This is a genomic window from Flavobacterium sp. LC2016-12 (assembly GCF_015351595.1).
Lineage (GTDB): Bacteria > Bacteroidota > Bacteroidia > Flavobacteriales > Flavobacteriaceae > Flavobacterium.
In genome coordinates this window covers 262838-285989 of the sequence record NZ_JADKPT010000001.1, presented here as the reverse complement: position 1 = coordinate 285989, position 23152 = coordinate 262838, and the positions used below count along the sequence as shown (strand labels likewise).

General features: G+C 31.6%; 27 protein-coding genes. 14 read left to right on the top strand and 13 right to left on the bottom strand.

Going from position 1 to position 23152, the window contains the following annotated elements:
* Positions 1-88: 88 nt before the first annotated feature.
* On the bottom strand, positions 89-718 hold the full coding sequence (locus IRZ99_RS01275) for a PAS domain-containing protein (RefSeq protein WP_194655548.1): 630 nt from the start codon (positions 716-718) through the stop codon (positions 89-91).
* A gap of 283 nt (positions 719-1001) precedes the next feature.
* On the opposite strand from IRZ99_RS01275, the gene IRZ99_RS01270 reads away from it, so the two are divergent.
* The 3 genes from IRZ99_RS01270 (at position 1002) to IRZ99_RS01260 (ending at position 3781) form a co-directional block, all read left to right on the top strand.
* Positions 1002-1817 (top strand): 2,3,4,5-tetrahydropyridine-2,6-dicarboxylate N-succinyltransferase, encoded by an 816-nt coding sequence (locus tag IRZ99_RS01270; RefSeq protein WP_026982140.1) that lies wholly within the window; start codon positions 1002-1004, stop codon positions 1815-1817.
* A 105-nt stretch (positions 1818-1922) separates the two neighbouring features.
* A complete protein-coding gene (locus tag IRZ99_RS01265) occupies positions 1923-2999 on the top strand; it encodes a glycosyltransferase family 9 protein (protein ID WP_194655547.1) in 1077 nt (358 codons plus the stop codon).
* Entirely contained in the window at positions 2996-3781 is a 786-nt protein-coding gene (locus tag IRZ99_RS01260; protein WP_194655546.1) for a glycosyltransferase family 2 protein, read from the top strand. The genes IRZ99_RS01265 and IRZ99_RS01260 overlap by 4 nt, the downstream gene beginning before the upstream one ends.
* Here IRZ99_RS01260 and IRZ99_RS01255 read toward each other — a convergent pair.
* A complete protein-coding gene (locus tag IRZ99_RS01255; RefSeq protein ID WP_194655545.1) occupies positions 3762-4529 on the bottom strand; it encodes a Kdo domain containing protein in 768 nt (255 codons plus the stop codon). The genes IRZ99_RS01260 and IRZ99_RS01255 overlap by 20 nt on opposite strands.
* Before the next feature lie 18 nt (positions 4530-4547).
* A complete protein-coding gene (locus tag IRZ99_RS01250; RefSeq protein WP_194655544.1) occupies positions 4548-5333 on the bottom strand; it encodes a DUF5672 family protein in 786 nt (261 codons plus the stop codon).
* A 459-nt stretch (positions 5334-5792) separates the two neighbouring features.
* Between IRZ99_RS01250 and IRZ99_RS01245 the strand changes: the two genes are divergently transcribed.
* From IRZ99_RS01245 to IRZ99_RS01235, 3 genes are read left to right on the top strand one after another with little or no spacing between them, the layout of a single operon-like run.
* On the top strand, positions 5793-6761 hold the full coding sequence (locus IRZ99_RS01245) for a hypothetical protein (protein WP_194655543.1): 969 nt from the start codon (positions 5793-5795) through the stop codon (positions 6759-6761).
* A 4-nt stretch (positions 6762-6765) separates the two neighbouring features.
* Entirely contained in the window at positions 6766-7737 is a 972-nt protein-coding gene (locus IRZ99_RS01240) for a hypothetical protein (RefSeq protein ID WP_194655542.1), read from the top strand.
* Positions 7738-7747: 10 nt separating this feature from the next.
* Positions 7748-8557 carry a glycosyltransferase gene (locus IRZ99_RS01235; RefSeq protein WP_194655541.1) on the top strand — a complete coding sequence of 270 codons (810 nt, stop codon included), beginning with the start codon at positions 7748-7750 and terminating at the stop codon, positions 8555-8557.
* A 35-nt stretch (positions 8558-8592) separates the two neighbouring features.
* Here the strand turns inward: IRZ99_RS01235 and IRZ99_RS01230 are convergent, their stop codons facing one another.
* The 6 genes from IRZ99_RS01230 to IRZ99_RS01205 are packed head-to-tail and all read right to left on the bottom strand — an operon-like array spanning position 8593 to position 13364.
* Entirely contained in the window at positions 8593-9228 is a 636-nt protein-coding gene (locus IRZ99_RS01230) for an acetyltransferase (protein WP_194655540.1), read from the bottom strand.
* Positions 9228-10271, bottom strand: a complete 1044-nt coding sequence (locus IRZ99_RS01225) for a 3-oxoacyl-ACP synthase III family protein (protein ID WP_228518987.1) — start codon at positions 10269-10271, stop codon at positions 9228-9230. The genes IRZ99_RS01230 and IRZ99_RS01225 overlap by 1 nt, the downstream gene beginning before the upstream one ends.
* Positions 10246-10989 (bottom strand): SDR family NAD(P)-dependent oxidoreductase, encoded by a 744-nt coding sequence (locus IRZ99_RS01220; protein ID WP_194655539.1) that lies wholly within the window; start codon positions 10987-10989, stop codon positions 10246-10248. Before IRZ99_RS01220 ends, IRZ99_RS01225 begins: the two co-directional genes overlap by 26 nt.
* Positions 10989-12077 (bottom strand): aromatic ring-hydroxylating dioxygenase subunit alpha, encoded by a 1089-nt coding sequence (locus tag IRZ99_RS01215; protein ID WP_194655538.1) that lies wholly within the window; start codon positions 12075-12077, stop codon positions 10989-10991. The genes IRZ99_RS01220 and IRZ99_RS01215 overlap by 1 nt, the downstream gene beginning before the upstream one ends.
* Entirely contained in the window at positions 12074-13129 is a 1056-nt protein-coding gene (locus tag IRZ99_RS01210) for a 3-oxoacyl-ACP synthase III family protein (protein ID WP_194655537.1), read from the bottom strand. The genes IRZ99_RS01215 and IRZ99_RS01210 overlap by 4 nt, the downstream gene beginning before the upstream one ends.
* 4 nt (positions 13130-13133) lie before the next feature.
* Positions 13134-13364 (bottom strand): phosphopantetheine-binding protein, encoded by a 231-nt coding sequence (locus IRZ99_RS01205; protein WP_194655536.1) that lies wholly within the window; start codon positions 13362-13364, stop codon positions 13134-13136.
* Positions 13365-13625: 261 nt separating this feature from the next.
* Here IRZ99_RS01205 and IRZ99_RS01200 point away from each other — a divergent pair, with 261 nt between their 5' ends.
* Positions 13626-14702, top strand: a complete 1077-nt coding sequence (locus tag IRZ99_RS01200; RefSeq protein WP_194655535.1) for a DegT/DnrJ/EryC1/StrS aminotransferase family protein — start codon at positions 13626-13628, stop codon at positions 14700-14702.
* Positions 14703-14737: 35 nt separating this feature from the next.
* Positions 14738-15310, top strand: a complete 573-nt coding sequence (locus tag IRZ99_RS01195) for an L-threonylcarbamoyladenylate synthase (protein ID WP_194655534.1) — start codon at positions 14738-14740, stop codon at positions 15308-15310.
* Between the two features lie 85 nt (positions 15311-15395).
* Here IRZ99_RS01195 and IRZ99_RS01190 read toward each other — a convergent pair whose 3' ends face one another.
* The gene (locus IRZ99_RS01190; protein ID WP_194655533.1) at positions 15396-16520 is read right to left on the bottom strand and encodes a cysteine desulfurase family protein; all 1125 of its coding nucleotides are present in this window, start codon (positions 16518-16520) and stop codon (positions 15396-15398) included.
* Positions 16521-16607: 87 nt separating this feature from the next.
* Here IRZ99_RS01190 and IRZ99_RS01185 point away from each other — a divergent pair, with 87 nt between their 5' ends.
* A complete protein-coding gene (locus tag IRZ99_RS01185; RefSeq protein ID WP_194655532.1) occupies positions 16608-17597 on the top strand; it encodes a hypothetical protein in 990 nt (329 codons plus the stop codon).
* 148 nt (positions 17598-17745) lie between these two features.
* Here the strand turns inward: IRZ99_RS01185 and IRZ99_RS01180 are convergent, their stop codons facing one another.
* Both IRZ99_RS01180 and IRZ99_RS01175 read right to left on the bottom strand, forming a co-directional pair.
* Complete coding sequence (locus IRZ99_RS01180) at positions 17746-18297, bottom strand: Smr/MutS family protein (RefSeq protein WP_194655531.1); 552 nt, start codon at positions 18295-18297, stop codon at positions 17746-17748.
* On the bottom strand, positions 18287-18472 hold the full coding sequence (locus tag IRZ99_RS01175; RefSeq protein WP_194655530.1) for a hypothetical protein: 186 nt from the start codon (positions 18470-18472) through the stop codon (positions 18287-18289). The genes IRZ99_RS01180 and IRZ99_RS01175 overlap by 11 nt, the downstream gene beginning before the upstream one ends.
* Positions 18473-18595: 123 nt before the next feature.
* Here IRZ99_RS01175 and IRZ99_RS01170 point away from each other — a divergent pair, with 123 nt between their 5' ends.
* Complete coding sequence (locus IRZ99_RS01170) at positions 18596-18862, top strand: DUF2752 domain-containing protein (protein ID WP_228519012.1); 267 nt, start codon at positions 18596-18598, stop codon at positions 18860-18862.
* Between the two features lie 11 nt (positions 18863-18873).
* Here the strand turns inward: IRZ99_RS01170 and IRZ99_RS01165 are convergent, their stop codons facing one another.
* Complete coding sequence (locus IRZ99_RS01165; RefSeq protein WP_194655528.1) at positions 18874-19575, bottom strand: DUF1003 domain-containing protein; 702 nt, start codon at positions 19573-19575, stop codon at positions 18874-18876.
* 191 nt (positions 19576-19766) lie between these two features.
* Here IRZ99_RS01165 and epsC point away from each other — a divergent pair, with 191 nt between their 5' ends.
* From epsC to IRZ99_RS01145, 4 genes are all read left to right on the top strand, one after another.
* Positions 19767-20558 (top strand): serine O-acetyltransferase EpsC, encoded by a 792-nt coding sequence (gene epsC / locus IRZ99_RS01160; RefSeq protein WP_194655527.1) that lies wholly within the window; start codon positions 19767-19769, stop codon positions 20556-20558.
* Between the two features lies 1 nt (position 20559).
* On the top strand, positions 20560-21447 hold the full coding sequence (cysM, locus tag IRZ99_RS01155) for a cysteine synthase CysM (RefSeq protein WP_194655526.1): 888 nt from the start codon (positions 20560-20562) through the stop codon (positions 21445-21447).
* A 153-nt stretch (positions 21448-21600) separates the two neighbouring features.
* Complete coding sequence (locus IRZ99_RS01150) at positions 21601-22587, top strand: aldo/keto reductase (protein ID WP_194655525.1); 987 nt, start codon at positions 21601-21603, stop codon at positions 22585-22587.
* Positions 22588-22739: 152 nt separating this feature from the next.
* Positions 22740-23147, top strand: a complete 408-nt coding sequence (locus tag IRZ99_RS01145) for a hypothetical protein (protein ID WP_194655524.1) — start codon at positions 22740-22742, stop codon at positions 23145-23147.
* Positions 23148-23152: the final 5 nt, after the last annotated feature.

Sequence of the window (23152 nt, the reverse complement as noted above, 5' to 3'; positions counted from 1 at the left end):
ATTTTCCAATTCTAAGCAATAAAAAATCCGTTTCGAGAATTCAAAACGGATTTTTACTCTAAATATTTAAAACCTAAAAAAATAAATATTATCTATTAAATAAACGTTTGAAAAAGCCTCTTTCCTCCTCTTCCTGCTCCTCTTGCCCTTCATATTGCGCAAACTTAGATTGAGCTTTTTCATGTTCATATATCAACTCCTTAATGTATTCAACATAAGACCTCTTTTTTTCTTCCAGAAATCCGATCAAATATTTTTCGCTAAACTCAACCCCACTTGCTGCTTCAATCTGTAAAAGCTTTTTATACAATGGTTCTATATGTAATGAAATCACTTCCTGAGGAACAGATTGTCTTCTTCCAAAATAATTAACAATCACACCATTTTCATCTTTTGCAATTTCAAAATCGGTTATAACCCAATAATATCTTCCTGATTTAGCTAAATTCTTCACAATAGCATGAAAGTTTTTTCCTTGCTTCAAATTTTCCCAAAGCACTTTAAAAATAACTTTTGGCATATCGGGGTGACGAATAATATTATGTGGTTGCCCCATTAATTCGTAATCTTCGTAACCTGAAACATCAACAAATACTTCATTGGCATATTCAATTATACCAAAAGCATTTGTTTTACTCATAATTACTTGCGTTTTGTCCCAAGTAACTTCTTTGTCAATTACTGTATTTCGATTCTGAAGCTGATTTTCCTGATTCATGTTTTACTGCTTATATAGTTTAGTTTTGGAATGGTATTTTTAATTCCGGAATGCTTTTGGAATTATAAAGCGAAATTAAAGCGAAGAAAAAACTCAAAATCTGACTTTTGTCATATTCTGATAGTAAAAAAACTTTTAGGGGGTATTTTTTCTAACATTAAATCTTTAATGGCTAAAAATATTTATCAAATTCACAACAAAAAGTTACATATATAACATTTTCAAAAGGTTTTACTTTTCTGCTTTTCCACAAATACGTTATCTTTGCCAAAAATTAAAACTTATGAATTCTTTACAGACTATAATTGAACAAGCTTGGGAAAACAGAGCTTTATTACAAGAAACTACTACAACTGATGCCATTAGAGAAGTTATCGAATTGGTTGATGCAGGAAAATTACGTTGTGCTGAACCAGTTGGAGACAAATGGCAAGTAAACGAATGGGTTAAGAAAGCGGTTGTAATGTATTTCCCAATTCAAAAAATGGAAACATGGGAGTCAGGTATTTTCGAATATCACGACAAAATGTTGCTAAAAAGAGGTTATGCTGAAAAAGGAATTCGTGTGGTACCAAACGCTGTTGCACGTTATGGAGCTTACATTTCAAGCGGAGTTATTTTGATGCCAAGTTATGTAAATATTGGTGCATATGTTGACGAAGGAACTATGGTAGACACTTGGGCAACGGTTGGTAGTTGTGCTCAAATTGGTAAAAATGTTCACTTAAGTGGTGGAGTTGGAATCGGTGGTGTTTTAGAGCCATTACAAGCTGCTCCGGTTATTATTGAAGATGGTGCTTTTATCGGTTCTCGTTGTATTGTTGTAGAAGGTGTTCACGTTGGTAAAGAAGCTGTTCTTGGTGCTAACGTTTGTTTGACTGCTTCAACAAAAATTATCGATGTTACTGGTGACGAGCCTGTTGAAATGAAAGGTTTTGTTCCTGCTCGTTCAGTTGTAATTCCTGGAAGTTATACTAAAAAATTCGCTGCTGGTGAATTTCAGGTTCCATGTGCCTTAATTATTGGTACTCGTAAACCATCCACAGATTTAAAAACGTCATTAAACAATGCGCTTCGTGAATACGACGTTGCTGTTTAGATTTTAAAAAATCCAAATTAAAAAATCCAAATTCCAATCATTAAATTGGAATTTGGATTTTTTTTGCTTCAATTTGTAACCAACAAATAAGATTCCGTTTTCTATATGAAGATACTTGTAATTCAGCAAAAAATGATTGGCGATGTTTTAATCAGTAGTATCATATGCAATAATTTGCGTACTGCCTATCCTGATGCTCAAATCGATTATTTGGTTTATGCCTCGACAACACCAGTTTTAGAAGGTAATTCAAGTATTGATAACATTATTTTATTTGAAGAAAAACATCGAAAAAGCAAAAAGGAATTATTAAATCTGGGGTTTCAAATTCGAAATGAAAAATACGATTTGGTAATTGACGCCTATTCAAAATTAGAAAGCTGGATTTTGGTTTTATTAAGTAACGCCAAAAGAAAAATCTCCTATAAAAAACCAGGAAGAACCTTTTTATATACTGATACTGTTCCTTTTGAATCTTTTCCTAAAACCAATTTAGGGCTTGCAATCGAGAGAAGACTTTCGTTATTAGAACCATTGAATTTAAAAACAGTAATAGATCCAATACCCAAATTATTTGTTTCTGAAAAAGAAAATCAGGAAGCTATTACTCTTTTTGAAAAACATAATGTCCGAAAAGATCGAAAAACTGTTATGATCAGCCTTTTAGGAAGCGAAACATTAAAAACGTATCCTTTAGAATTTATGTCTAAAGTGGTTGATTATATTGCGGATAATGCTGATGTAAATATTCTATTTAATTATTTTCCCAAACAAATTGAAGAGGCTAAAACCGTTTTTAATGGTTGTAAATCTTCAACTCAGGAAAAAGTTTATTTTGATTTGTTAGGAGGGGATTTACGTTCCTTTATTGGTCTGGTAAATCAATGTGATTTGATTATTGGAAATGATGGAGGCGCAATCAATATGGCAAAAGCACTTGAAAAACCTTCTTTCATTATTTTTTCTCCTTGGATAGAAAAGAAAATCTGGGCTACTTTTGAAGATGGAATTCATCATCTTTCTGTACATTTAAAAGATTATCATCCTGAATTATTTGATCACAAGGCGGAGAAAACGCTCAAAAAAGAAGCTTTATCATTGTATCAGGAGTTCCAACCTGACCTTTTTAAGGACAAAATAGAATTATTTCTGAGTCAAAATCTAAGCGCATCCATAAAATGATTTTGTCCAGTACACAACTTTTAACTGCTTTAGTTATTACCTATAATGAAGAACAAAACATCAAAACTGTTCTTAATCATTTGGCTTTCGCCGATGAAATCATTGTGGTTGATTCTTTTAGTACTGATGGAACTTTTGAAATCGCTTCAACATTTAAAAATGTGAAAGTGACACAACGTGTTTTTGATAACTTTGCTTCTCAACGCAATTTTGCTTTGAGTCTGGCTTCCAATTCATGGATTCTCTTCGTTGATGCTGATGAAAGATTAACTACAGAACTTCAAAAGGAAATCACCTTTGTAATCAATCAAAAAAATAGCGCTTCAGCCTATTTTGTTCGAAGAAACTTTATGTTTCAAAATAGCAAATTACGTTTTAGTGGCTGGCAAACCGATAAAATTATTCGCCTTTTTAGAAAAGAAACTGCTATTTATAATCATGAGAAAATTGTTCATGAAAAATTAATTGTAAAAGGAAAAATAGGCAAATTAAATAATAAACTAACCCATTATTCATATTCTAATTTTGAAGATTACAAACAAAAAATGATTTTTTATGGGCAATTAAAAGCGAAGGAAGAGTTTCTAAGAAACACTAGGCCTAATGCTTTTCATTTCTACATTCGTCCTGCATATCAGTTCTTAAATCAATATTTATTAAGATTCGGGATTTTAGATGGACGAAAAGGCATTATAATTTGCTATTTAAATGCTTTAAGTGTCGCTGTTCGGTTTCGGGAACTTAAAAAAATTCGAATAAAAGCTAAGCTTTCCAAAATTTAAGCTTCTTTTTCAGTCTTTTCTTTCTGGCAAATTCTTCTTGAAAATCACTTGTAGCTTTCCACATTTTTTCGAAAATTTCAGCTTCGGACTTATCTGTATAAAACTTTGCATACTCGTTACTCATGATCGCAATCATACCTTTTTGCGGAGTCAAACGGCTGAAATTATTCATTCGTTGTTCAAAACTCATAAAATCATGAAAATTCATTCGGTTTAAATCAACTAAAAAGAAATCGTATTTGTCATCTACTTTTTTTATTAAAGTATTTCCTGGCGAATGATCTAAAAACTCCACTCCTTTTTCGTGCAAATCAAAAGTAAATTTGGTAAATTGTCTCAATATATTGTCATGATCGGGATAACCAGGAATTTCTACCAACTCCCTATATGTTAATTCGGTTACCAAATGTTCACTTGCATAATAACTATCTTTTAAGCCAAGTGCATTAAAATTTTCAAGAAATGCGATCGGTTCGGGAGTTCCTATTCCTTTTTCCAGTAAAATTGTAGCATATTCAAAAGATCGTCTGGCTTTTGATTTTCTAAAATATTTATAAGCAATTTTATTTACAAGATTTGGAATTTTGAATGCTTTAATATTGATTGTTTTACCGTTTAAATCGAATAATTTTATTTTATTTCTATCTCCGTTACCAAAAAGCTCTCCTTCAGTATTAAAGTTTTGAATAAGAGGTAGTATATCTTTTGAGCTTTTTATAGCTGAAGAAAATTTAAATTTTGCAATCATATTTAATGTAAAATTGATTTAATATTTTTCAATTATTGGTTTCCAAAAATCAATTACTTTGGGCTTATTAATAGCGTGACAGCCAAATGGTAATTCATTATGAGTTAATTTCATTGCAAGATTAGGTTTTCTATCCATTGCAAAATATACAGCTTCTGTATAATTAGGAATTTTAAAATTTAAATCTAATTCTGGGGCTTTTAAAGACCAAAAAACATCTTCAATAGCATAAATTTTTTTGTCTTTTTCATTTAAAAAATCAAAGATATATTCTTTATACTCTTTTGAAATTTTATAATGTGATTCTACTTTTCGTAATGAAAATCCTCCATTTCCAACTTTAAAGAATATTGCTTCTCTCGCCCTTTTCTTTTTCGATCTAAATAATCTCGTAATTTTATAATATAAATTCCTGCATGTAGAGTTGGTAAAAGTTGCTAACCAAGGAGCTCCAATATAATCATATCCCTTCTCACACCATTTTTTTAAAGCATCTTTAAAAACAAAAGCATCTAACTGATAGATTAAAATATATTCTGTGTCTAAAAAACTTTCGTAAAAAACAGAAGACAACAATAACTCATTGTAACCTTCAATATCATCAAAGTAACGCTTAGGGAAACTTTTTGAACTAACATTATCGAATTTTCCAGATAGATACGAATGATCTAATCCTTCTGGATGTGCAATTACAATTTCGTAGTCTTTTAATATTTTACAGCATTGAAGAAAAGATTTTTCTTCAAGCTCACCAAAAAATTCCTTGTATACTGGAATAACTATTTTTACAAAATTTTTAGGCATGTGGTACTTTATAATTAGATCTAAATAATCAAGAATCTAAGCAAACATAGATATTTTGTTTTTTTTCTATGTTAAAAGAAACAAAAATAAACTTATTAATAACAAGAAAGTCGATAAATAAAAAAAAAATCTAAAATTAAATGAAAGAAATCATATACACATAAAAAAATCTATATTTGCCTACAAATTTGAATGTAGAAAAAAATATTTTTAAGACACGCAACCATTAACAAAGTATGCGATCTTAATTAAGATAGATTGTGCTTAATAAAAAATGAATTTTATAATCATCTGATTATTAAACATAGTTAAGAAAATATTTTCAAAAAAACACAATAAATTCTTTCAAAGAACGTAATTACTAGTAGATTAGATAACGTATATGAATGAAATTTATAAATTATTTAAGTAGTTAAATAACTCAATAATTAACATCATATTTTAACACAAACGGACACAATGCGCATTACCTTGATAAGTTTTGATAATTGGGGGTTTAATAAACATATTGCAACAACTTTAAAACAGGAAGGACATAATGTAAATCATATTGATTTTAATAATTTTGATTTTAAATATCCTAATGCATTCTATAGAATATATAACTTCTTTTTAAAAACTTTTTTCCAGAAGAATTTAAAAACGATGCATTTTGGAAAAAAAATAATAGAAAGTCTTGAAAAAACTAACGAGATGCAAGATGTTATACTTGTTATCAAAGGAGATTTTATTGATCCTGAAAGTGTCTTAAAATTAAAAAGGTTTGGAAAGAAAACAATTGCATATTTTAACGACAACACCTATAAATGCCCTAAAATAATAAGAGTAATTCCTAATTTTGATGAAGTTTTTTCGTTCGAAAAAAATGACTGCGATAAATATAATTTAAAATTTGCAACGAATTGGATTTACAATTTCACTTCTGTTCCAGATAAAAAACCGATTGAATTTCAGGTTTTCAATGTTATCTCAAAGGATAAAAGACTTCCTATTTTATGTAAAATTGTCCAAAACTTAAAATCAAAAAATATCAGTCATAAAATTTTAGTCTACGACAAGAAAAACAAATCCAAAAAAGCAAAAATTGAATTTATTACAAATCATATTTCTCTGCCTGAAATTGAAGAATATATAAATCGTTCACAAGTACTCCTCGATATCAATCGAAAAAATCAAAGTGGACTGACATTTCGTGTATTTGAAAGTATTGGACTTCAAAAGAAATTAATTACCACAAATGCAGACATCGTTAATTACGATTTTTATAATCCTAATAATATATTGGTCATTGACGAAAACAATCCAGATATTCCCGTTTCGTTTTTCGAAAAAGAGTACGAAGAAATACCTGAGAAAGTATATAACAAGTATACACTAAAAGGATGGATTGAAAATGTTGTATATAATTCACTACCAGTAATTAATTAAAAAAATGACTCAAAATATCTATATTATATGTCCTCCAAAAAAGGCAACCGGAGGGCCGGAAGCTTTACATCAATTAGGCTACATCCTTAATTCATTAGGATACAATGCCAAAATGTTATACTCTAAATATAAAAAAGATCCCGTACATCCTTTTTACAAATCTTATAACGTTCCTTATGTTATGAAAATAAAGGATAGTGCTGAAAATGTAATAATAGTACCAGAATCAATGACCAATCTTATTGCTAAGTATCCTTTGGCAGAAAAAAAAGTATGGTGGTTAAGTCTTGATTTTTATGAGGTTTTAATGAACAGCCGAGAAGAGAAAAAAAATTGGATTCGAAAAATATTTGTCCCCTATAAACATACTGAATATCGTTTTGAACCAAATAAAACTGTTACGCATTGGTATCAATCTCAAAGAACAAAGGAGTTTTTATTAACCAAAAAACTTGACAATGATATTGCTTACTTATGTGATTATGTGACGGAACTTTTCTTTGAAAATCTTCCCGAGCCTGGTCATTTTCCAAAAGAAAACATCATTACCTATAATCCTAAAAAAGGATTGGACAAGATTGAAAAATACATGAAACTTCTTCCTCAATATACGTGGACACCATTGTCTAATATGACGAGAGAAGAAATGAGAGATACACTTCGAAAAACCAAACTTCATATTGATTTTGGCTATTTTCCTGGACGTGATAAAATTCCGAGAGAAGCACTAATTTCTAGTGTATGCCTACTGACAGGACGCGATGGAACATCTGGTTTTAAAGAAGATTTAGGAATTCCTGAAAGATATAAACTTCATGCAGATGAAATGCAGACTGAAAAAGTAACAGCGCTAATAAATCATTTAATGACTAATTACGATCAGGTTTTTGAAGAGTTTTCATCTTTTAGAACATTTGTTATGACTGAAAAAGACAGAATGATCGAAGATGTGAAACAACTTTTTAATAAAAACTAACTTAGACCCTATGTTTGTAAGCGTTGTAATGATTACCTATAATCATGCTCTTTATATTAAACAAGCCATTGAGAGTATTTTATCACAGAAAACTAATTTTGAATTTGAGCTTGTTATTTCTAATGACAAATCTACTGATGAAACTGATGCTATTATTAGAGAAACCTTAGCTTCTAATCCAAATGCCTATAAAGTTAAATATTATAACAATGAGGTCAATTTGGGTATGATGCCAAATTCTGTTTCTGCTTTAGAGAAAGCTTCGGGAAAATATATTGCATTGTGCGAAGGTGACGATTATTGGTGTGATGATCAAAAGCTCCAGATTCAAGTAGATTTTTTAGAAAACAATGCTGATTTTAGCCTTTGTTTTCATAATGTATATCTGTTGACAGGAACTGAATTTAAAGAAGACAATCCCAGAAAAAAAATACCTGAAATTACCACTATAAAAGACCTTGCAAAAAATAATTACATTCATACACCAAGTGTAATGTATAGAAACAACCTTTTTGAACTTCCTAAATATTTTAGTGAAGCACCAATTGGAGATTACTTTTTGCACATGTTAAATGCGCAACATGGAAAAATAAAATATATGGATAAAATTATGTCTGTATATAGAATTCATAATACTTCATACTGGTCTTCTAAGAAAGAAGCTGAACAGAGAGTAATTATGATTGATTTTCTAACCAAATTAAAAACATATTTTGATCAGGACACTCAAAAGCTATTAGATCGACAAATTTTAAAGATAAAATCAAAAGATATGTCTTTTCTGGAAAAACAATTATATAAAATAAAGTCTCTGTTTTAACAGAGACTTTATTTTATATAATTGTTAAGATGAACTTAAAATTCAAGTTTCTTTGCCGGAACTCCAAAAACTGTAGTATATTCTTTTACATTTTTGATAACCAGACTCGAGGCACCAACTGTCGCGCCTTTACGAACTATTATATGCGGCAGTATTGTAGCACGGGTATTAAGTGTGGATTCTTCTTCAAGAATAACAAATCCACCGGTGAAGGAATAGGAACTCAAATGTGCCCATTTTTTAATTTTAGTGTCATGCCCTAAGCCTACATAACCCTGAATTGTAACAAAGTCCTCAATAATACAATCATTGCTAATATTAGCATACATAAAAACAATTAAACCGATTCCAACAGAAACATTAGTGTTTAATTTTGTCGAAGGATGGATTAAATTAATAAATCTGCCACCTTTTTCTAAAATTAACTCTGCATAATGTTTTTTCCACTTTACAGTTCCTAATGCACAGACAAAAATATCATTTTCCTGAATTTCATAATCTTCAACAGAAGAGATTATTTGAGGATAATTTTCGAAACCATTAAGGGCATCAATTTTATCATCTAAAAAACCCTTAACAACATATTCGATATTATATCCTGAACATTGTATAGCAAGATCATAAACTTCACGCCCAAAACCTCTTGCCCCTATGATTATCAGATTTTTCATTACTCTATTTTTAAATTACATGCTGCCCAAGAATACCCTACTCCAAAACCTGCCAGAATTAAATTTTTAATATTGTGCAGTTTTTCTTGTTTTTGAGCTTCATAAAGTGCAATTGGAATTGTTGAGGAAACTGTATTACCACAATGTTCCATTGCAATAAAGAATTTTTCTTCAGGTATTTTTATTTTCTTTCTTAAATGATTAAGCATGTATTTATTTGCCTGATGAAAAATATACAAATCAATATCGTCTTTTGATAAATTAGATTTTTCCAGAATTGACTCTGTAAGTTTTGGAACAAATTCTCCTGTGAAATTAAAGATTTCTGTTCCGTTCATGAACAAATTTTTGTCATTTCGAATGTTTCCATATTCATCTTTAATATCCTCATTTTCATTAGAAACCGGAAAACGCATTCCACCTTGTTTTACAATCAAATTTTCTGCCCCTTTTCCATCGGTGCCAAAAACAAAATTCTCAATAGAGCAAAAACCTTTCTCACTGGTTATTAGAGTGGCTGCTGCTGCATCACCAAAAATGGTTTTATTACTTTTATCTTTCGGATGAATAAATTTTGAATAGGTTTCTGAAGTAATTAATAAAATATTTTCAGCCATTCCACCAGCAATAAGCCCCTTTGCCAAACTCAATCCATAAACAAAACCAGAACATCCTAAATTAAAATCCAAAGCTCCAATTGAGGTGTTTAATCCTAATTTTTCCTGAATAATACAAGCTGTTGTTGGTAAAAAATAATCTGGACTTTGGGTACAAAACAACAAGTAATCAATTGTTGACCGATCTATATTATGTTCTGCAAATAATTTTTCAGCGGCCGAAACAGCCATATCAGATGAAAATTCATCACCTGCACTTATATGGCGTGAACTGATTCCTGTTTTTGAACTTATTTTTTCAATATCCCATTCCGGAAATTCCTGATTGATCAAATCATTAGATAAAACAGTTTCAGGAAGATAATATGAAATGGCTTTTATACTCGCTTTCATCTTTAAATTATATTGTTGAAGTTCTTCCTCCATCTAAAACTATATTTTGCCCCGTAATCCAGCTGCTTGCTTCCGATAATAAAAATACAATTGGGTTGGCAACCTGAACCGGATCACCATATCCTAAAGGATATTTTTTTTCATCCTGCTGAATAACTTCCAGAGATAAATCCTCTATTGATTTTGAAGTAATCTCCGTTTTTACCATTCCTGGTGAAACGCAATTTACACGGGTTTTGCTTACTGCAAACTCACTTGCCCAAACTTTTGAAATAGCAATTAATGCACCTTTACTTGCAGCATAAATTCCATTTCCTTTCATTCCAAACAAACCTGCAATTGAAGAAACTAAAACAATTGAGCTGCCTTTATTAATTTTTTTCTTTTTGAAAATTAAGTTTATCAAATAGGCAATTGAATCAAAATTTATACTTCTCATTTCATTCATTAATTCTTCTGAATAAAACTTAACAGGAGCCAAAGAAACAATTCCTGCAGAATGAACAATTCCGTCAATATTTTCAATTGTATCAACAATAGTTTTAATATCCTCCATTTTAGATAAATCTGCGGTTATAAAACTATGTCCCGTTCCGCATTCTTCTACTAGTTTTTCCAAAAAATCTTTACGTCTGGCTACCGCTATAAAAGTACCACCTTGTTTTGCAATTGCCAGACAGGTTTCGTAACCAATTCCTGAAGAAGCTCCGGTTACAAGTATTTTTTTTCCTGATAAATCAAATGGATTCATTATATATTTTTTAATTCTTTTTGTTTATTAAAATATTCGTAAAACTTTAAAATTCGAAATTCTTCATCACCAAATATTGGAGAGTGATTCTTAAAATTGATAAGATTGGACTGAATATTTTCTACAATTTTTTTATCTTCATTTAAAACTAAATCGAGAGAATCATTAGAGCTATTATTAATAAAATCAATAATATTTTGTTCTGATTCGTTTAACTCTTTTTCAAATTTTGAAGAAAAATATCTTACTCTTAAATTTGTTTTAGAAGGAGATTCTGGAAGCATAAATCCAAAGTAAAATCCTTTTCCTTCTACAGAACTTATAAATGCATTTGGATAGATATAAAAATGCAAATATCCTTGTATTTTTAAGGTTCTGTTTGACAAAGATTTTTCGATAATTTTATTAGGCTTTACATCCTCTCTCTTTGGGAATTCACACCAGCTATGTCCTTCAAAAAAATCAAATTTTTCAGGAGGCACAGAACCAAATCCCATTTTTGCAAATGAATTTTCATGTATAGAAGTACAATGATAACACTCTAAAACATTTTCAACCAAAAGTTTCCAATTTGCTTTATGTTCGATAGTATAATCTATTGTCTTTGTTCCAAAATGTGAACTTATCTCTTTGAGCGGAGCATATATATTTCCTAAATACTGCACTAAACTTTTATCAAATTCAGTGTTTAATTTCAGAAAAATAAAATCCCCGCAAAAGGCAATTTCATATTCTTTAAGCCTTAATTCATTTATATGATCTTTTTCAAATGAATTTCGGCACATTAAACCAACAACATTCCCTTTTTTTCCGTAAGTCCAGTTATGATACAAGCATGACGAAACTCTGTTTCCACAAGGTTCCTCGTGTATGGTATTAAACCTGTGCAGACACACATTTTGAAAAGATTTTATTGTACCATTAAAATTCTGAATGAAAATTTTATTTCCATAATATTCAAAAGTCAAAAAATCATTATTATTTGATAATTCATTTTTGTGTCCTGCTAAAATCCATGATTCATTAGAAAACAAAGATTTCTCCTTTGAATAAACCTCTTCCTCTATATAATCTAAATTCTTTATCATATTTCTATCAAATCTGAAATCACAACATTATTCAGCTTGATTTTAGCTGTCCCCCATGATAAGCCAACTCCAAATCCACAAATTATCAAATCCTTAGAAGTGTGTGTCAAATTTTCTTTCAATTCAGAAACTATAGTCAAAGGAATTGTAGCAGAAGAAGTATTTCCAAATTCTTTTAATGAATACGGAACTTTTTCAACTGGCAATTTTAATTTTTTAACAATCATTTTATTCATCATTAAATTGGCCTGATGAAATACAAAATGATCTATGACATCCTTATCAATTTCAAATTTCTCAATAAGTTTATTTACCGTTTTTGGAGCTTGTGAAATTCCGAAGCCAAAAACATCCATTCCGTCAAGAACCAAATTGCAGGAATTACGACTAATTCCCTCTTCGTTTTTTATTACTTTAAGAGAATCTTCATTTATTCTGTTTCTTGATCCTCCATCTGGTATAATAATCGCTTTATAACCTGAACCGTCTGTACCTAAGTCAAACAATAATTTTTCGGCATTTTCATCAAATTCAAATGCTGTTGCACTTCCTCCGTCACCAAAAAGCGGAACTGTACTCTTATCTGTTTTGGAAAGCAATTTACTGCTGGTATCTCCGGCTAAAAGTATCCCTTTTTTTAGACCTGTCGCTTTCATCATTCCCGCAATAATAGAAATTCCGTATACATAACCAGAGCATCCTAAGGGAACATCAAAGGCAATACAGTCTGTAGAAAAACCTAATCGATCCTGAAGTATTGCAGCAGAAACTGGTAAAATATAATCGGCAGTCTGAGAAACAAAAACCAGGATTTCGATTTCGTCTTTCTGCCAATTTAAATCTTTGATTAATTTTTCAGCAGCCTCGCAGCATAAGTCAGAGGTGCAAATTTCTTTTGTCGCAATACGACGTTCTTCAACTCCGGTTGCTTCAATGAATTTTTGAATTTCCTCCTGCGTTAATATTTCCAAATCAATATTACGTTCCTTATTTTTAGGGACACAGCAAGAAATACCTCGTATTGCAATATCATTTACTGAAAAAGCTGCCATTTAATTATCCTTTATTTTTAATGATTTCGAAAATATCGTTTAACGAGTTAGAAGATTTAATATCATCTCCTGTCAATTTCACAGAATATTCTTCATCAGCCATAGCAATTAATGAAAGTGCAGTTAAGGAATTCCACTCGTCTAAATCTCTAAAAACAGTTTCTTGTGTAATTAATGCCGGGTCCGTATCATCTAAAATGTCTGCAAAATTTCGCAAAAAAGTGTTGATTTCCATAGTATTCTTAAATTTATTTTGAGTTTATTATTTAAATTAGTTTTGTAAAAAAAATCAAATAAAAAATATTCATTTGATGATAAGAAAAAAATGACCTTAAAATACTGTCATTCAAACATGTCAGTTATTAATATTCTTTCACATATAGTTATAATGCGTACTTATGTCGAAAATTAAGGTTTCTTTTCCTATTTTTACCCCACAAATATAACAATAGTTTGCCCTTTTAAGGTAAATTAAACTCACTAATCAAATAATTAAATGATTCCTGTAACCAAAACCTTTTTACCACCACAAGAAGAATACAATTCTTTTGTAAAACGTGCATGGGATAAAGCTTGGCTCACAAATCGAGGTGAACTTACCTTAGAATTAGAAGACAAACTAAAAAACTATCTTGATGTCTCTCATCTGATAATTACTAATAACGGTACAATTCCTATTCAAATTGCATTAAAATTATTTGGTAAAGGTGGAGAAATCATCACAACACCTTTTTCTTATGTCGCAACTTCTGCAGCAATTGTGTGGGAAAACTGCACACCTGTTTTTGTCGATATCCATTCAGAGTATTTAACTATTGATGAGACTAAAATAGAAAGCGCAATAACGGCAAAGACAACTGCTATATTAGCCACTCACGTTTTTGGAAATCCCTGTAATGTTGAGGCTATTGAAAGCATTGCAAAGAAACATAACCTAAAAGTCATTTATGATGCAGCGCATTGTTTTGGGGTGAAATACAACAATAAATCAGTATTTAACTTTGGAGACGTAAGCACCTGTAGTTTTCATGCGACCAAACTATTTCATACTGGCGAGGGCGGCGCAATGTTTTGCAACAATAAAGATATTTATCATCAATTATTTTATAGTCATAATTTTGGACATAACGGACCATTAGAATTTCATGGATTAGGAATTAATGCAAAGATTTCTGAGCTACAATCAGCGATGGGTCTGGCTGTATTTCCTTATATGAACCATATTATTACTGAAAGGGAAAAAGTAGTAAATTTTTATAATGAAAATTTAGATTTCAAAACTGTAAGTACGATAAAAATAAGAGAAAATACAGAATGGAATTATAGCTATTATCCTGTAATATTTAATTCAGAAACTACTTTATTTAAAGTTCAGGTAGCCTTATTGCAAGAAAACATTCTGCCAAGACGCTACTTTTATCCTTCCTTAAATACAATTGATTATGTAAAAGGTGATGAAATGCCAATTTCTGAATCTATTGCTTCACGAATATTGTGTTTACCGCTGTATGTAGGGATTACGACGGAAACTTTAAAAAAGATAGTCGATATTATTAATACTCACACCTTATAGTATTTGTTTCATTTTAATCAAATATTTCTAACATTATGAATCAAGACATAAACACTGAAATCCACAACGCTTACGAAGTTATTAAAGAAGGCGGAATTATCCTGTATCCTACTGATACCGTTTGGGGAATTGGTTGTGATGCAACAAATCCGGAAGCTGTTGCAAAAATCTACAAACTAAAGCAACGTGCCGAAACACAAAGCATGATTGTTTTGATGAATGGAGAAAAAATGATGTATAATGTTTTTAAAGATATTCCCGAAGTTGCATGGCAGATTTTAGATTTATCCGAAAAACCAACAACATTAATATTGGACGGACCAAGAAATGTGGCTGCCAATATCATTGCAACAGATAACTCTCTTGGAATACGTTTAGTAAAAGAACCTTTTTGCTTTAAATTATTAGAACGAATGAAAAAGCCTTTGGTTTCAACTTCGGCTAATATTTCAGGACAACCAACGCCAATCGCATTCAAGGATATTAATCCTGAAATTGTTAAGGGAGTTGATTATGTAGTGAATTTATATCGCGATAAAGTTGCCGGAAAACCATCAACAATCATAAAATTAACGAATGATTCACAGGTGAAAGTGATACGTAAATAAATTTAGATTGCAGATTTTAGATTTTAGATTAATTTAAAATCTGTAAAAAAACTTAGAACCTTAGCAACTTAGTACCTTAGTCCCTTTAAAGAGTTTTCAAACTCTCAACAAGCCAATCAATATCTTCTTTGGTGTTATAATGACTAAATGAAATTCGGAGATTTGGTAATTTTAGATCCGTCTCCGAAAGCATTTCTTTTAAGACATGCGAAGGTTTGATACTTCCGGATTGGCAGGCACTTCCTCTTGAAACTGCAATTCCTTTCATATCCAAGCTAAACAATAACATTGAAGTTTTATCTGAAGAAAAAGGCAAAATGATATTTATGATATTATAAAAATCTTCTTTTTTTCCATTGATTCTAAAATCCGGAAAATGAATTTCAAGTTGCTCAATAAGGTACGTTTTTAGATCCGAAATGTATTTTCTTTCTACATCCAAATTCTCATAAGAAACAGACAAAGCTTTAGCCATTCCAGCTATTTGGTGTACTGCTTCGGTTCCGGCACGCAGGCCCTTTTCCTGTTCTCCTCCAAAAAGCAAAGGCTGTAAACCCGAGTTTTTACGAACAAAAGCAAAACCAATTCCTTTTGGGCCGTGAAATTTATGTGCACTTGCCACTATAAAATCAACCGTGTTTTTTTGCAGATCGATCTCAGTTTTACCAACTGACTGCACAGTATCTGAGTGAAATAAAGCATTATATTGCTTGCAGATTACACTAACTCGATCCAAGTCTAAAATAGTCCCAGTTTCATTATTAACGTGCATCAAACTCACTATTGTCTTTTTTTTATCAGATAATAAATTTGACAAATGAGTTAAATCAATACTTCCATCATGGTTTATTTTCACATAATCAACCTGGATATTATAATCAGACTGCAATGCTAAAACGGTATATAAAACTGCATGATGTTCGATTTTAGAAGTAATTATGCGCTCCACACCCAAATCTTCGACAGCTGAACGAAGGATCCAGTTATCAGCTTCAGTTCCACCAGAAGTAAAAATTATTTCCTGGGCAGAACAATTTAAATGTTTTGCGATGCTTTTTCTGGAAAGTTCTAAAATAGTCTTACCATTTCGTCCAAAACTATGTGTAGAAGACGGATTACCAAAATCTTCCATCATAACTTTAGTCATTTCCTGAATCACTTCAGGACGCATCGCTGTTGTTGAGGCGTTATCGAGATATACTTTTTTCATTACTGCAAAGTTAAGAAATATCAATTGTCAAATCTTAAATATCATTTGCCAAATTTTTCACTATTTTTGAGCCAAATAAAATTTACAATGAAAAAATATGCAAGCCTTCTATTATTTGCGCTATTACTAAACGGTTGCGATGATGGTGATTTAAAAGTTGATACGATCGATTTTGATGAAGTAACTTCTACAAGCTGTGACACAACCAATACTTTAGTTTATAAATTAAAATCTCAAGAAGCATTATTATTACAAATGCTTCCTAAATCAATTATAAACGAAGATAAGGACACTATCGTTTACGATATTAATAACACAACCTACCGCGTTTTATACAGAGCTTACAATGGTGAAGTTTCAAGAGAAAATATTTGTGGTGCAATACCACCAAAAACACCGAGTGTAACGGAAGAATGGGTAGGAACAGGCGGACAAATTCAAATTATTACAGGAGCAGTTTATAAAACACCTGCACCAACTGACGGACATACTGAAATCGTTGGCTATAACCATAACATTGTTTTTAAAAACATAACTTTTTCTAAGCCTTCCGGACCACAAGTTGAAGCAGAATATCCTTTTGGTGATTTTAAAACCGAGGTTACACCTGTAATTGTAAGTTTTTTAGAACCAGACAATGCAAAATATTGTCCTCAATTCAAAAAAGTCTTCAATAATAATACTTCCAATTCATTGGTTATTGAAAATTTTGATGGAGCAACCTTAATTAAAAATGAAGATACTCCAACCGGAACACCAAGAACGAGTCTGATTAATTTGAACGCTACAACAAACAATCTTTTTTACAGAACCTATAACGGAAACCTTCCTTTAGCTGCAAATGAAAATTATTATTGTCTGGAAAAAACACCAACTAATCCAACTGTAAAAGATACCTGGGTTGGTGTAGCAGGAGTAACAAATGTAAGTGGTATTATCGAAGTTACAACATCACACAGTCTTAAGGTTTACAAACATCAGATTGTTCTTAAAAACGTAACACTCAAAAAAGGAAACAGTACTTTTAAACTTGCTACTAATTTTATATTAGGAACAGTTACAACTATTGAACCGTAAAACACACTATTATATCGAGCATTAAAAGCAAATTTAAATTCTTACAAAAACATCCATTTTTAAAAACTGATTTTATTGCAAATTCAGGGCGAAAAATGGATGTTTTTTTATGCCCTTAAAACAGCTATTCTAAACGCAAAAATTACTACTATTTATTGTTTTGCCTAAAATAAACTTCTGTTGCACCTAGGCCATATTTTTGATAATTGGCATCCTGAAAATCTACTCCGTCGTAACGACCTAATAAAAAGTCAAGTTCTGCTTTTAGAATTCCTTCGCCAACACCGTGAATAAAAACAATTTTCGGAATTCGATTTCTAATCGCAAATTCTATGTGTCTTTTTGCTGTTTCTGTTTGCAAAGTCAAAATATCATAATTGGACATTCCGCGTTTATTTGGAACCAGTTTTTCGATGTGCAAATCAAATTCAGGAGCCGAAATTTCGCGCTTATCTTTCTTTTCTTTCACAAAACTCCTTGCTTTTGGCTCTTCTTTCTCTTTTGAAACAGCATCTAAATCAATTCTTTTAATAGAATTCATTAAATTACTGGAATCCTGAATTTTAACCAATTCATTGACAAAAAATGTCATCATAAATCCGTCCTCAGTTTCAATCAAAACTTCATTGTTTTTCACTGAAACCACTATTCCGTTTATGGCTTCGTCTAAGACGGAAACCTTATCTCCTTTAGTCAACATCCTGCTCCTCTTTATCTTGATTTTTACTTGGTGTTTTTGCACTTAACTGCATCATTCCATACATGAAAACTGCAATTGCAATTACCATTATATAGATATTTTTATCTTCTGAAACCTGCTCATATAACGCAACCGAAATCGCAAGAATCATTATTAAAATTTTAAAAGCTTTCATATATTTAAGTATAAGAGTTCAAAAGTATGAAACTTTAAAATAGCAGTTTCCAACTCCCGAATTGTTATCAATATTTTTTTTGTAAAATTGTAAAAAATAAACGCTGTGGTTTTAGAGAAGTATATGCTGCCTTGTCTGTTCAAAACACTCTTCGGAATTGAGTGTTTAGGATGCGGTTTTCAACGTTCTGTATTCTTACTTTTTAAAGGTGAATTCTTAGCCGCTTTTAAGATGTATCCGGCACTCTACTCGACCCTCCTATTTTTTATTTTTTTGTTTTTTTATTTTTTAAACAAATCGCAGACCCGAAAAAAAATGGCCTGGAATATGGCGATCATAAATATCGTTTTTATGCTTGGCGGCTATTATTACAAACATTTCTATTTGTAATTTTGTAAGAATTATTTTTTGATCTGATTCAAAATATCATTCATCATTTCAATTTGGACTTTTTGAATTTCGATTAATTCTTGTTGCTGATGCATGATCAAATGATCAATTTTATCATGAATCATTCTGATCTCTAATTCTGATTTCAGGTTGATCATATAATCCTTTTTTGCTCGAGTGCGATCTTTTTCTTCCTGACGATTTTGACTCATCATAATTACCGGAGCTTGTAAAGCTGCTATACAGGATAAAATTAAATTCAGCAAAATAAACGGGTACGGATCAAAACCTTTGTTTACCAAAATATAAACGTTCGAACCAATCCAAACTACAATAAAAGCTAAAAACGAAATGATAAAAGTCCAGCTTCCGCCAAAATCAGCAACCTTATCTGCTATTTTTTGACCAAAACTTCTTGTTTCTTCTTCATCTTCAACAATACTTACTATCGATTTATCTTCTTTTAAAGATGTAATTACATTTTTTTCCAGATCTGACAGTGCCCCCATTTCTGCAGATAAATAATTAGAAATGTATTTTTGTCGATACACATTTAATTCCTGAACCCCAATGCAGTCAGTATCACAAAATGATGGATAATCTTTAATAATAAGCCCTAAAACAGGATCATGTATTGATTTTCCATAAATTTTTTCACTTTCCGGGAACTCAATATCAGAAATAGCACTTTTAAAAGTTGAATTGTTTTTCATTTTTATAAATTTTACTGGCTAATTTACGCATTTAACTTTTTAGGAATAACATAATTCACATGTTTCAAAAATTCCTCTAATTATCACAAATCGAATTCTCAGAACAAAATTTCTTTAGGCATTTCGTGCCTTTATTTACAAAAAACACCTTACTTTTAACGTTTCAAATTTATCCATTCAATTTTATAATTGTGTCCAGAAATCTCATCATACAAAATATAAAAGCTTTAAAAAGCCATTCCAATATTAACTACGGAATCAAAACTAAAACAGAAGATTTTACCGAAAAGCTTTTCTATACCCTTTTTGATTCAAATGCCCCCTTAGATCAAAGCATAGACGAACTCGAAATACGCTTTAAGGAAATTGCGGTTTTAGCCTGTAAAAAACCAGAAAACTTATGCGAATCTATTTGGGATCGTTTTCTGGAAAAACTTCCTGGAGTTTTGGAAAAATTAAATCAGGATGCCGAATATATTTTAGAAAATGATCCTGCATCAAACAGTATTGATGAAGTGTATTTAGGTTACCCTGGTTTTTACGCGATTGCTATTTACAGATTAAGCCATGAGCTGTATCAACTTGATTTATTATTATTTTCAAGATTAATGAGCGAATACGCACATAGAATTACTGGAACTGACATTCACGCAGGTGCCAAAATTGCTTCACCATTTTTTATCGATCACGCTACCGGAATTGTAATTGGTGAAACTACCGTTATTGAAAAACATGTGAAAATTTATCAGGGTGTTACGCTTGGAGCTTTGAGTGTAAGCAAAGAAATGAAAAATGCAAAACGACATCCTACAGTAGAAAAAAATGTCTGTATTTATGCAAATGCAACAATTTTGGGAGGCGAAACTACTATTGGAAAAAATAGTATTGTTGGAGGAAATGCCTGGATTACCAAATCCATACCCGCCGATTCTATCGTTTTGAACACCACTACAACTGAAGTTAAAATAAAAGAAAAAAAATAAAATGGGTCCACAGAAATTGCTAAACCTAATTGGAAATACTCCATTAATGGAAACTGTCAATTTGGTTAAAAATAAAAACGTAAAGCTTTTGCTGAAACTTGAAGGAAATAATCCCGGAGGAAGCGTAAAAGACAGAGCGGCTTACAACATGATTGCATCTGCACTTGAGAGAGGCGACATTAAAAAAGGAGATAAATTAATTGAGGCAACAAGTGGCAATACCGGAATTGCCCTTGCCATGATTGCTCAATTATTTCAAATAGAGATTGAATTGGTATTACCGGAAGATTCTACAAAAGAAAGAACTCAAACCATGCGTGCTTATGGCGCTACAGTGATTTTAACGCCTGCTAGCGAAGGAATTATTGGTTCACGTGACTACGCCGACAAAAAAGTCGCAGAAGGCGGTTATTTGATGTTAAATCAGTTTGCGAATGATGACAACTGGAAAGCGCATTATAAAACTACCGGACCAGAAATCTGGAATGATACTGAAGGAACTGTAACGCATTTTGTTTCGGCAATGGGAACAACAGGAACAATCATTGGAACTTCGACTTATTTAAAAGAAAAAAATCCGGCGATTCAAATCGTGGGAGCACAACCAAGTGACGGATCTCAAATTCCCGGTATTCGCAAATGGCCTCAGGAATATTTACCTAAAATATTTGATGCTTCAAAAGTTGACACTGTTATTGATGTAAGCGAAGAAGAAGCCAGAGCAATGACCAAAAGACTAGCGCTTGAAGAAGGTGTTTTTGCCGGAATGAGTAGCGGAGGGTCTGTTGCAGTAGCCTTAAAAATCGCCGAACAATTAGAATCAGGCGTTATTGTAGCTGTAATCTGCGATCGCGGCGATCGATATCTTTCTTCGGATTTGTTTGACTAAGGAAGGTACAAAGGTTCAAAGAGACAAAGGTTCAAAGTTTTATTAACTTGCCCGAAAAACCTCTGCAGCCTCGAACCTTTGTAGCTTTGAACCTTTTTAGAAAAACCTTTGAACCTTTGTTCCTATGAACCTTTGCACCTCAAAAAGAAAAAAATGAACTACAGAAAACTAGGAAAAACAAACTTTAATATATCCGAAATCTCACTTGGTACCTGGCAGGTGGGAGGAAAATGGGGATCTGCTTTTGATAATAAAACAGCAGACGAACTTTTAAACGCTGCAATTGATAATGGCGTAAATTTTATTGATACTGCCGATGTTTATGAAAACGGCTTAAGCGAAACTGCTGTCGGAAGAGTTGTTCGTTCAAGATCAGAACGAATTTATGTAGCCACAAAATGTGGGCGTCAAATTAATCCGCATGTTAATGAGGGGTACCAGCCAAAAGTTCTTCAGAAATTTGTTGAAGACAGTTTGAAAAGAATGAATTTAGAAACACTGGATTTAATTCAGCTGCACTGCCCTCCTACTGAAGTTTACTACAGACCTGAGATTTTTGAAATGTTTGATCGTTTAAAAGATCAGGGGAAAATTTTAAACCTTGGTGTGAGTGTCGAAAAAGTAGAAGAAGCATTAAAAGCAATCGAATATTCGAATGTAACGACGGTACAAATTATTTTCAACTTATTTCGTCAACGTCCTTCAAAGTTGTTTTTCTCTGAAGCGAGAAAAAAAGACATCGGAATTATTGCCCGCGTTCCTTTAGCAAGTGGCCTTTTAACAGGTAAATTTGATGCCAAAACGACTTTTGAACCCCAAGACCATCGCAATTTTAATCGTAATGGAGATGCTTTTGATAAAGGTGAAACTTTTTCAGGTATCGATTATAACCTAGGGCTAGAAGCTGTTGAAAAACTAAAATCGTTATTTCCTGAAACAACTAACCTCGCCCCTATTGCTTTACAATGGATTTTGAGTTTTCAGGATATCAGTTGTATAATTCCTGGAGCTTCGACAGCAAATCATGTAATGTCAAATTTATCGGTTTATGATTTACCTAAATTGACTCCGGAAAAAATTAAATCCATGAACGCGATTTATGAAGAATATATAAAACCTTCGGTCCAGCATTTGTGGTAACCTACGATGCTAAGCTTCTGAGATTTTAAGTTTCTAATATTCAAAGTCAAAAAACTTAGAATCTTAGCAGCTCAGAAACTTAGTCTCTTTTGAACGCAACCTTTTTCTTGTTAAAGCATCTGATAATAAAACAACCTATAATTTCACTAAAGATGAAAAAACTGACTTTTATTATCTGTACAATTTGTCTGGTATTTGTTTCGTGTAGCAATGATGATAGTGCCGACAGAGAAAGAGATTATCAAAATTTAGGAAAGATGTACCGGGAGATACTCTCGCTTTCTAAAATTAATTCAGAGCTTTGCACAGATTCTGACCAATGGGATTTTACTGCAATTGGCTCTAAAGCTTGTGGTGGATCTGCAGGTTATATTGCTTATTCAAAAAAAATTGATAAAACTGAATTTCTCGCTAAAGTAAAAACTTATACAGACGCAGAGGCTGCCTTTAATACAAAATGGAATGTAGTCTCAACTTGCGATGTCGTATCACCACCAACCAGCATTGAATGTATTGATGGAAAACCTAAACTTTCTTATATCACAGTATCTGAAAAATAATTTCA

What these genes read in the sequence shown, in the direction of transcription:
- IRZ99_RS01275 (WP_194655548.1), bottom strand. Translation starts at nt 718, where the DNA reads ATGAATCAGGAAAATCAGCTTCAGAATCGAAATACAGTAATTGACAAA.
- IRZ99_RS01270 (WP_026982140.1), top strand. Translation starts at nt 1,002, where the DNA reads ATGAATTCTTTACAGACTATAATTGAACAAGCTTGGGAAAACAGAGCT.
- IRZ99_RS01265 (WP_194655547.1), top strand. Translation starts at nt 1,923, where the DNA reads ATGAAGATACTTGTAATTCAGCAAAAAATGATTGGCGATGTTTTAATC.
- IRZ99_RS01260 (WP_194655546.1), top strand. Translation starts at nt 2,996, where the DNA reads ATGATTTTGTCCAGTACACAACTTTTAACTGCTTTAGTTATTACCTAT.
- IRZ99_RS01255 (WP_194655545.1), bottom strand. Translation starts at nt 4,529, where the DNA reads ATGATTGCAAAATTTAAATTTTCTTCAGCTATAAAAAGCTCAAAAGAT.
- IRZ99_RS01250 (WP_194655544.1), bottom strand. Translation starts at nt 5,333, where the DNA reads ATGCCTAAAAATTTTGTAAAAATAGTTATTCCAGTATACAAGGAATTT.
- IRZ99_RS01245 (WP_194655543.1), top strand. Translation starts at nt 5,793, where the DNA reads ATGCGCATTACCTTGATAAGTTTTGATAATTGGGGGTTTAATAAACAT.
- IRZ99_RS01240 (WP_194655542.1), top strand. Translation starts at nt 6,766, where the DNA reads ATGACTCAAAATATCTATATTATATGTCCTCCAAAAAAGGCAACCGGA.
- IRZ99_RS01235 (WP_194655541.1), top strand. Translation starts at nt 7,748, where the DNA reads ATGTTTGTAAGCGTTGTAATGATTACCTATAATCATGCTCTTTATATT.
- IRZ99_RS01230 (WP_194655540.1), bottom strand. Translation starts at nt 9,228, where the DNA reads ATGAAAAATCTGATAATCATAGGGGCAAGAGGTTTTGGGCGTGAAGTT.
- IRZ99_RS01225 (WP_228518987.1), bottom strand. Translation starts at nt 10,271, where the DNA reads ATGGAGGAAGAACTTCAACAATATAATTTAAAGATGAAAGCGAGTATA.
- IRZ99_RS01220 (WP_194655539.1), bottom strand. Translation starts at nt 10,989, where the DNA reads ATGAATCCATTTGATTTATCAGGAAAAAAAATACTTGTAACCGGAGCT.
- IRZ99_RS01215 (WP_194655538.1), bottom strand. Translation starts at nt 12,077, where the DNA reads ATGATAAAGAATTTAGATTATATAGAGGAAGAGGTTTATTCAAAGGAG.
- IRZ99_RS01210 (WP_194655537.1), bottom strand. Translation starts at nt 13,129, where the DNA reads ATGGCAGCTTTTTCAGTAAATGATATTGCAATACGAGGTATTTCTTGC.
- IRZ99_RS01205 (WP_194655536.1), bottom strand. Translation starts at nt 13,364, where the DNA reads ATGGAAATCAACACTTTTTTGCGAAATTTTGCAGACATTTTAGATGAT.
- IRZ99_RS01200 (WP_194655535.1), top strand. Translation starts at nt 13,626, where the DNA reads ATGATTCCTGTAACCAAAACCTTTTTACCACCACAAGAAGAATACAAT.
- IRZ99_RS01195 (WP_194655534.1), top strand. Translation starts at nt 14,738, where the DNA reads ATGAATCAAGACATAAACACTGAAATCCACAACGCTTACGAAGTTATT.
- IRZ99_RS01190 (WP_194655533.1), bottom strand. Translation starts at nt 16,520, where the DNA reads ATGAAAAAAGTATATCTCGATAACGCCTCAACAACAGCGATGCGTCCT.
- IRZ99_RS01185 (WP_194655532.1), top strand. Translation starts at nt 16,608, where the DNA reads ATGAAAAAATATGCAAGCCTTCTATTATTTGCGCTATTACTAAACGGT.
- IRZ99_RS01180 (WP_194655531.1), bottom strand. Translation starts at nt 18,297, where the DNA reads ATGTTGACTAAAGGAGATAAGGTTTCCGTCTTAGACGAAGCCATAAAC.
- IRZ99_RS01175 (WP_194655530.1), bottom strand. Translation starts at nt 18,472, where the DNA reads ATGAAAGCTTTTAAAATTTTAATAATGATTCTTGCGATTTCGGTTGCG.
- IRZ99_RS01170 (WP_228519012.1), top strand. Translation starts at nt 18,596, where the DNA reads ATGCTGCCTTGTCTGTTCAAAACACTCTTCGGAATTGAGTGTTTAGGA.
- IRZ99_RS01165 (WP_194655528.1), bottom strand. Translation starts at nt 19,575, where the DNA reads ATGAAAAACAATTCAACTTTTAAAAGTGCTATTTCTGATATTGAGTTC.
- cysM (WP_194655526.1), top strand. Translation starts at nt 20,560, where the DNA reads ATGGGTCCACAGAAATTGCTAAACCTAATTGGAAATACTCCATTAATG.
- IRZ99_RS01150 (WP_194655525.1), top strand. Translation starts at nt 21,601, where the DNA reads ATGAACTACAGAAAACTAGGAAAAACAAACTTTAATATATCCGAAATC.
- IRZ99_RS01145 (WP_194655524.1), top strand. Translation starts at nt 22,740, where the DNA reads ATGAAAAAACTGACTTTTATTATCTGTACAATTTGTCTGGTATTTGTT.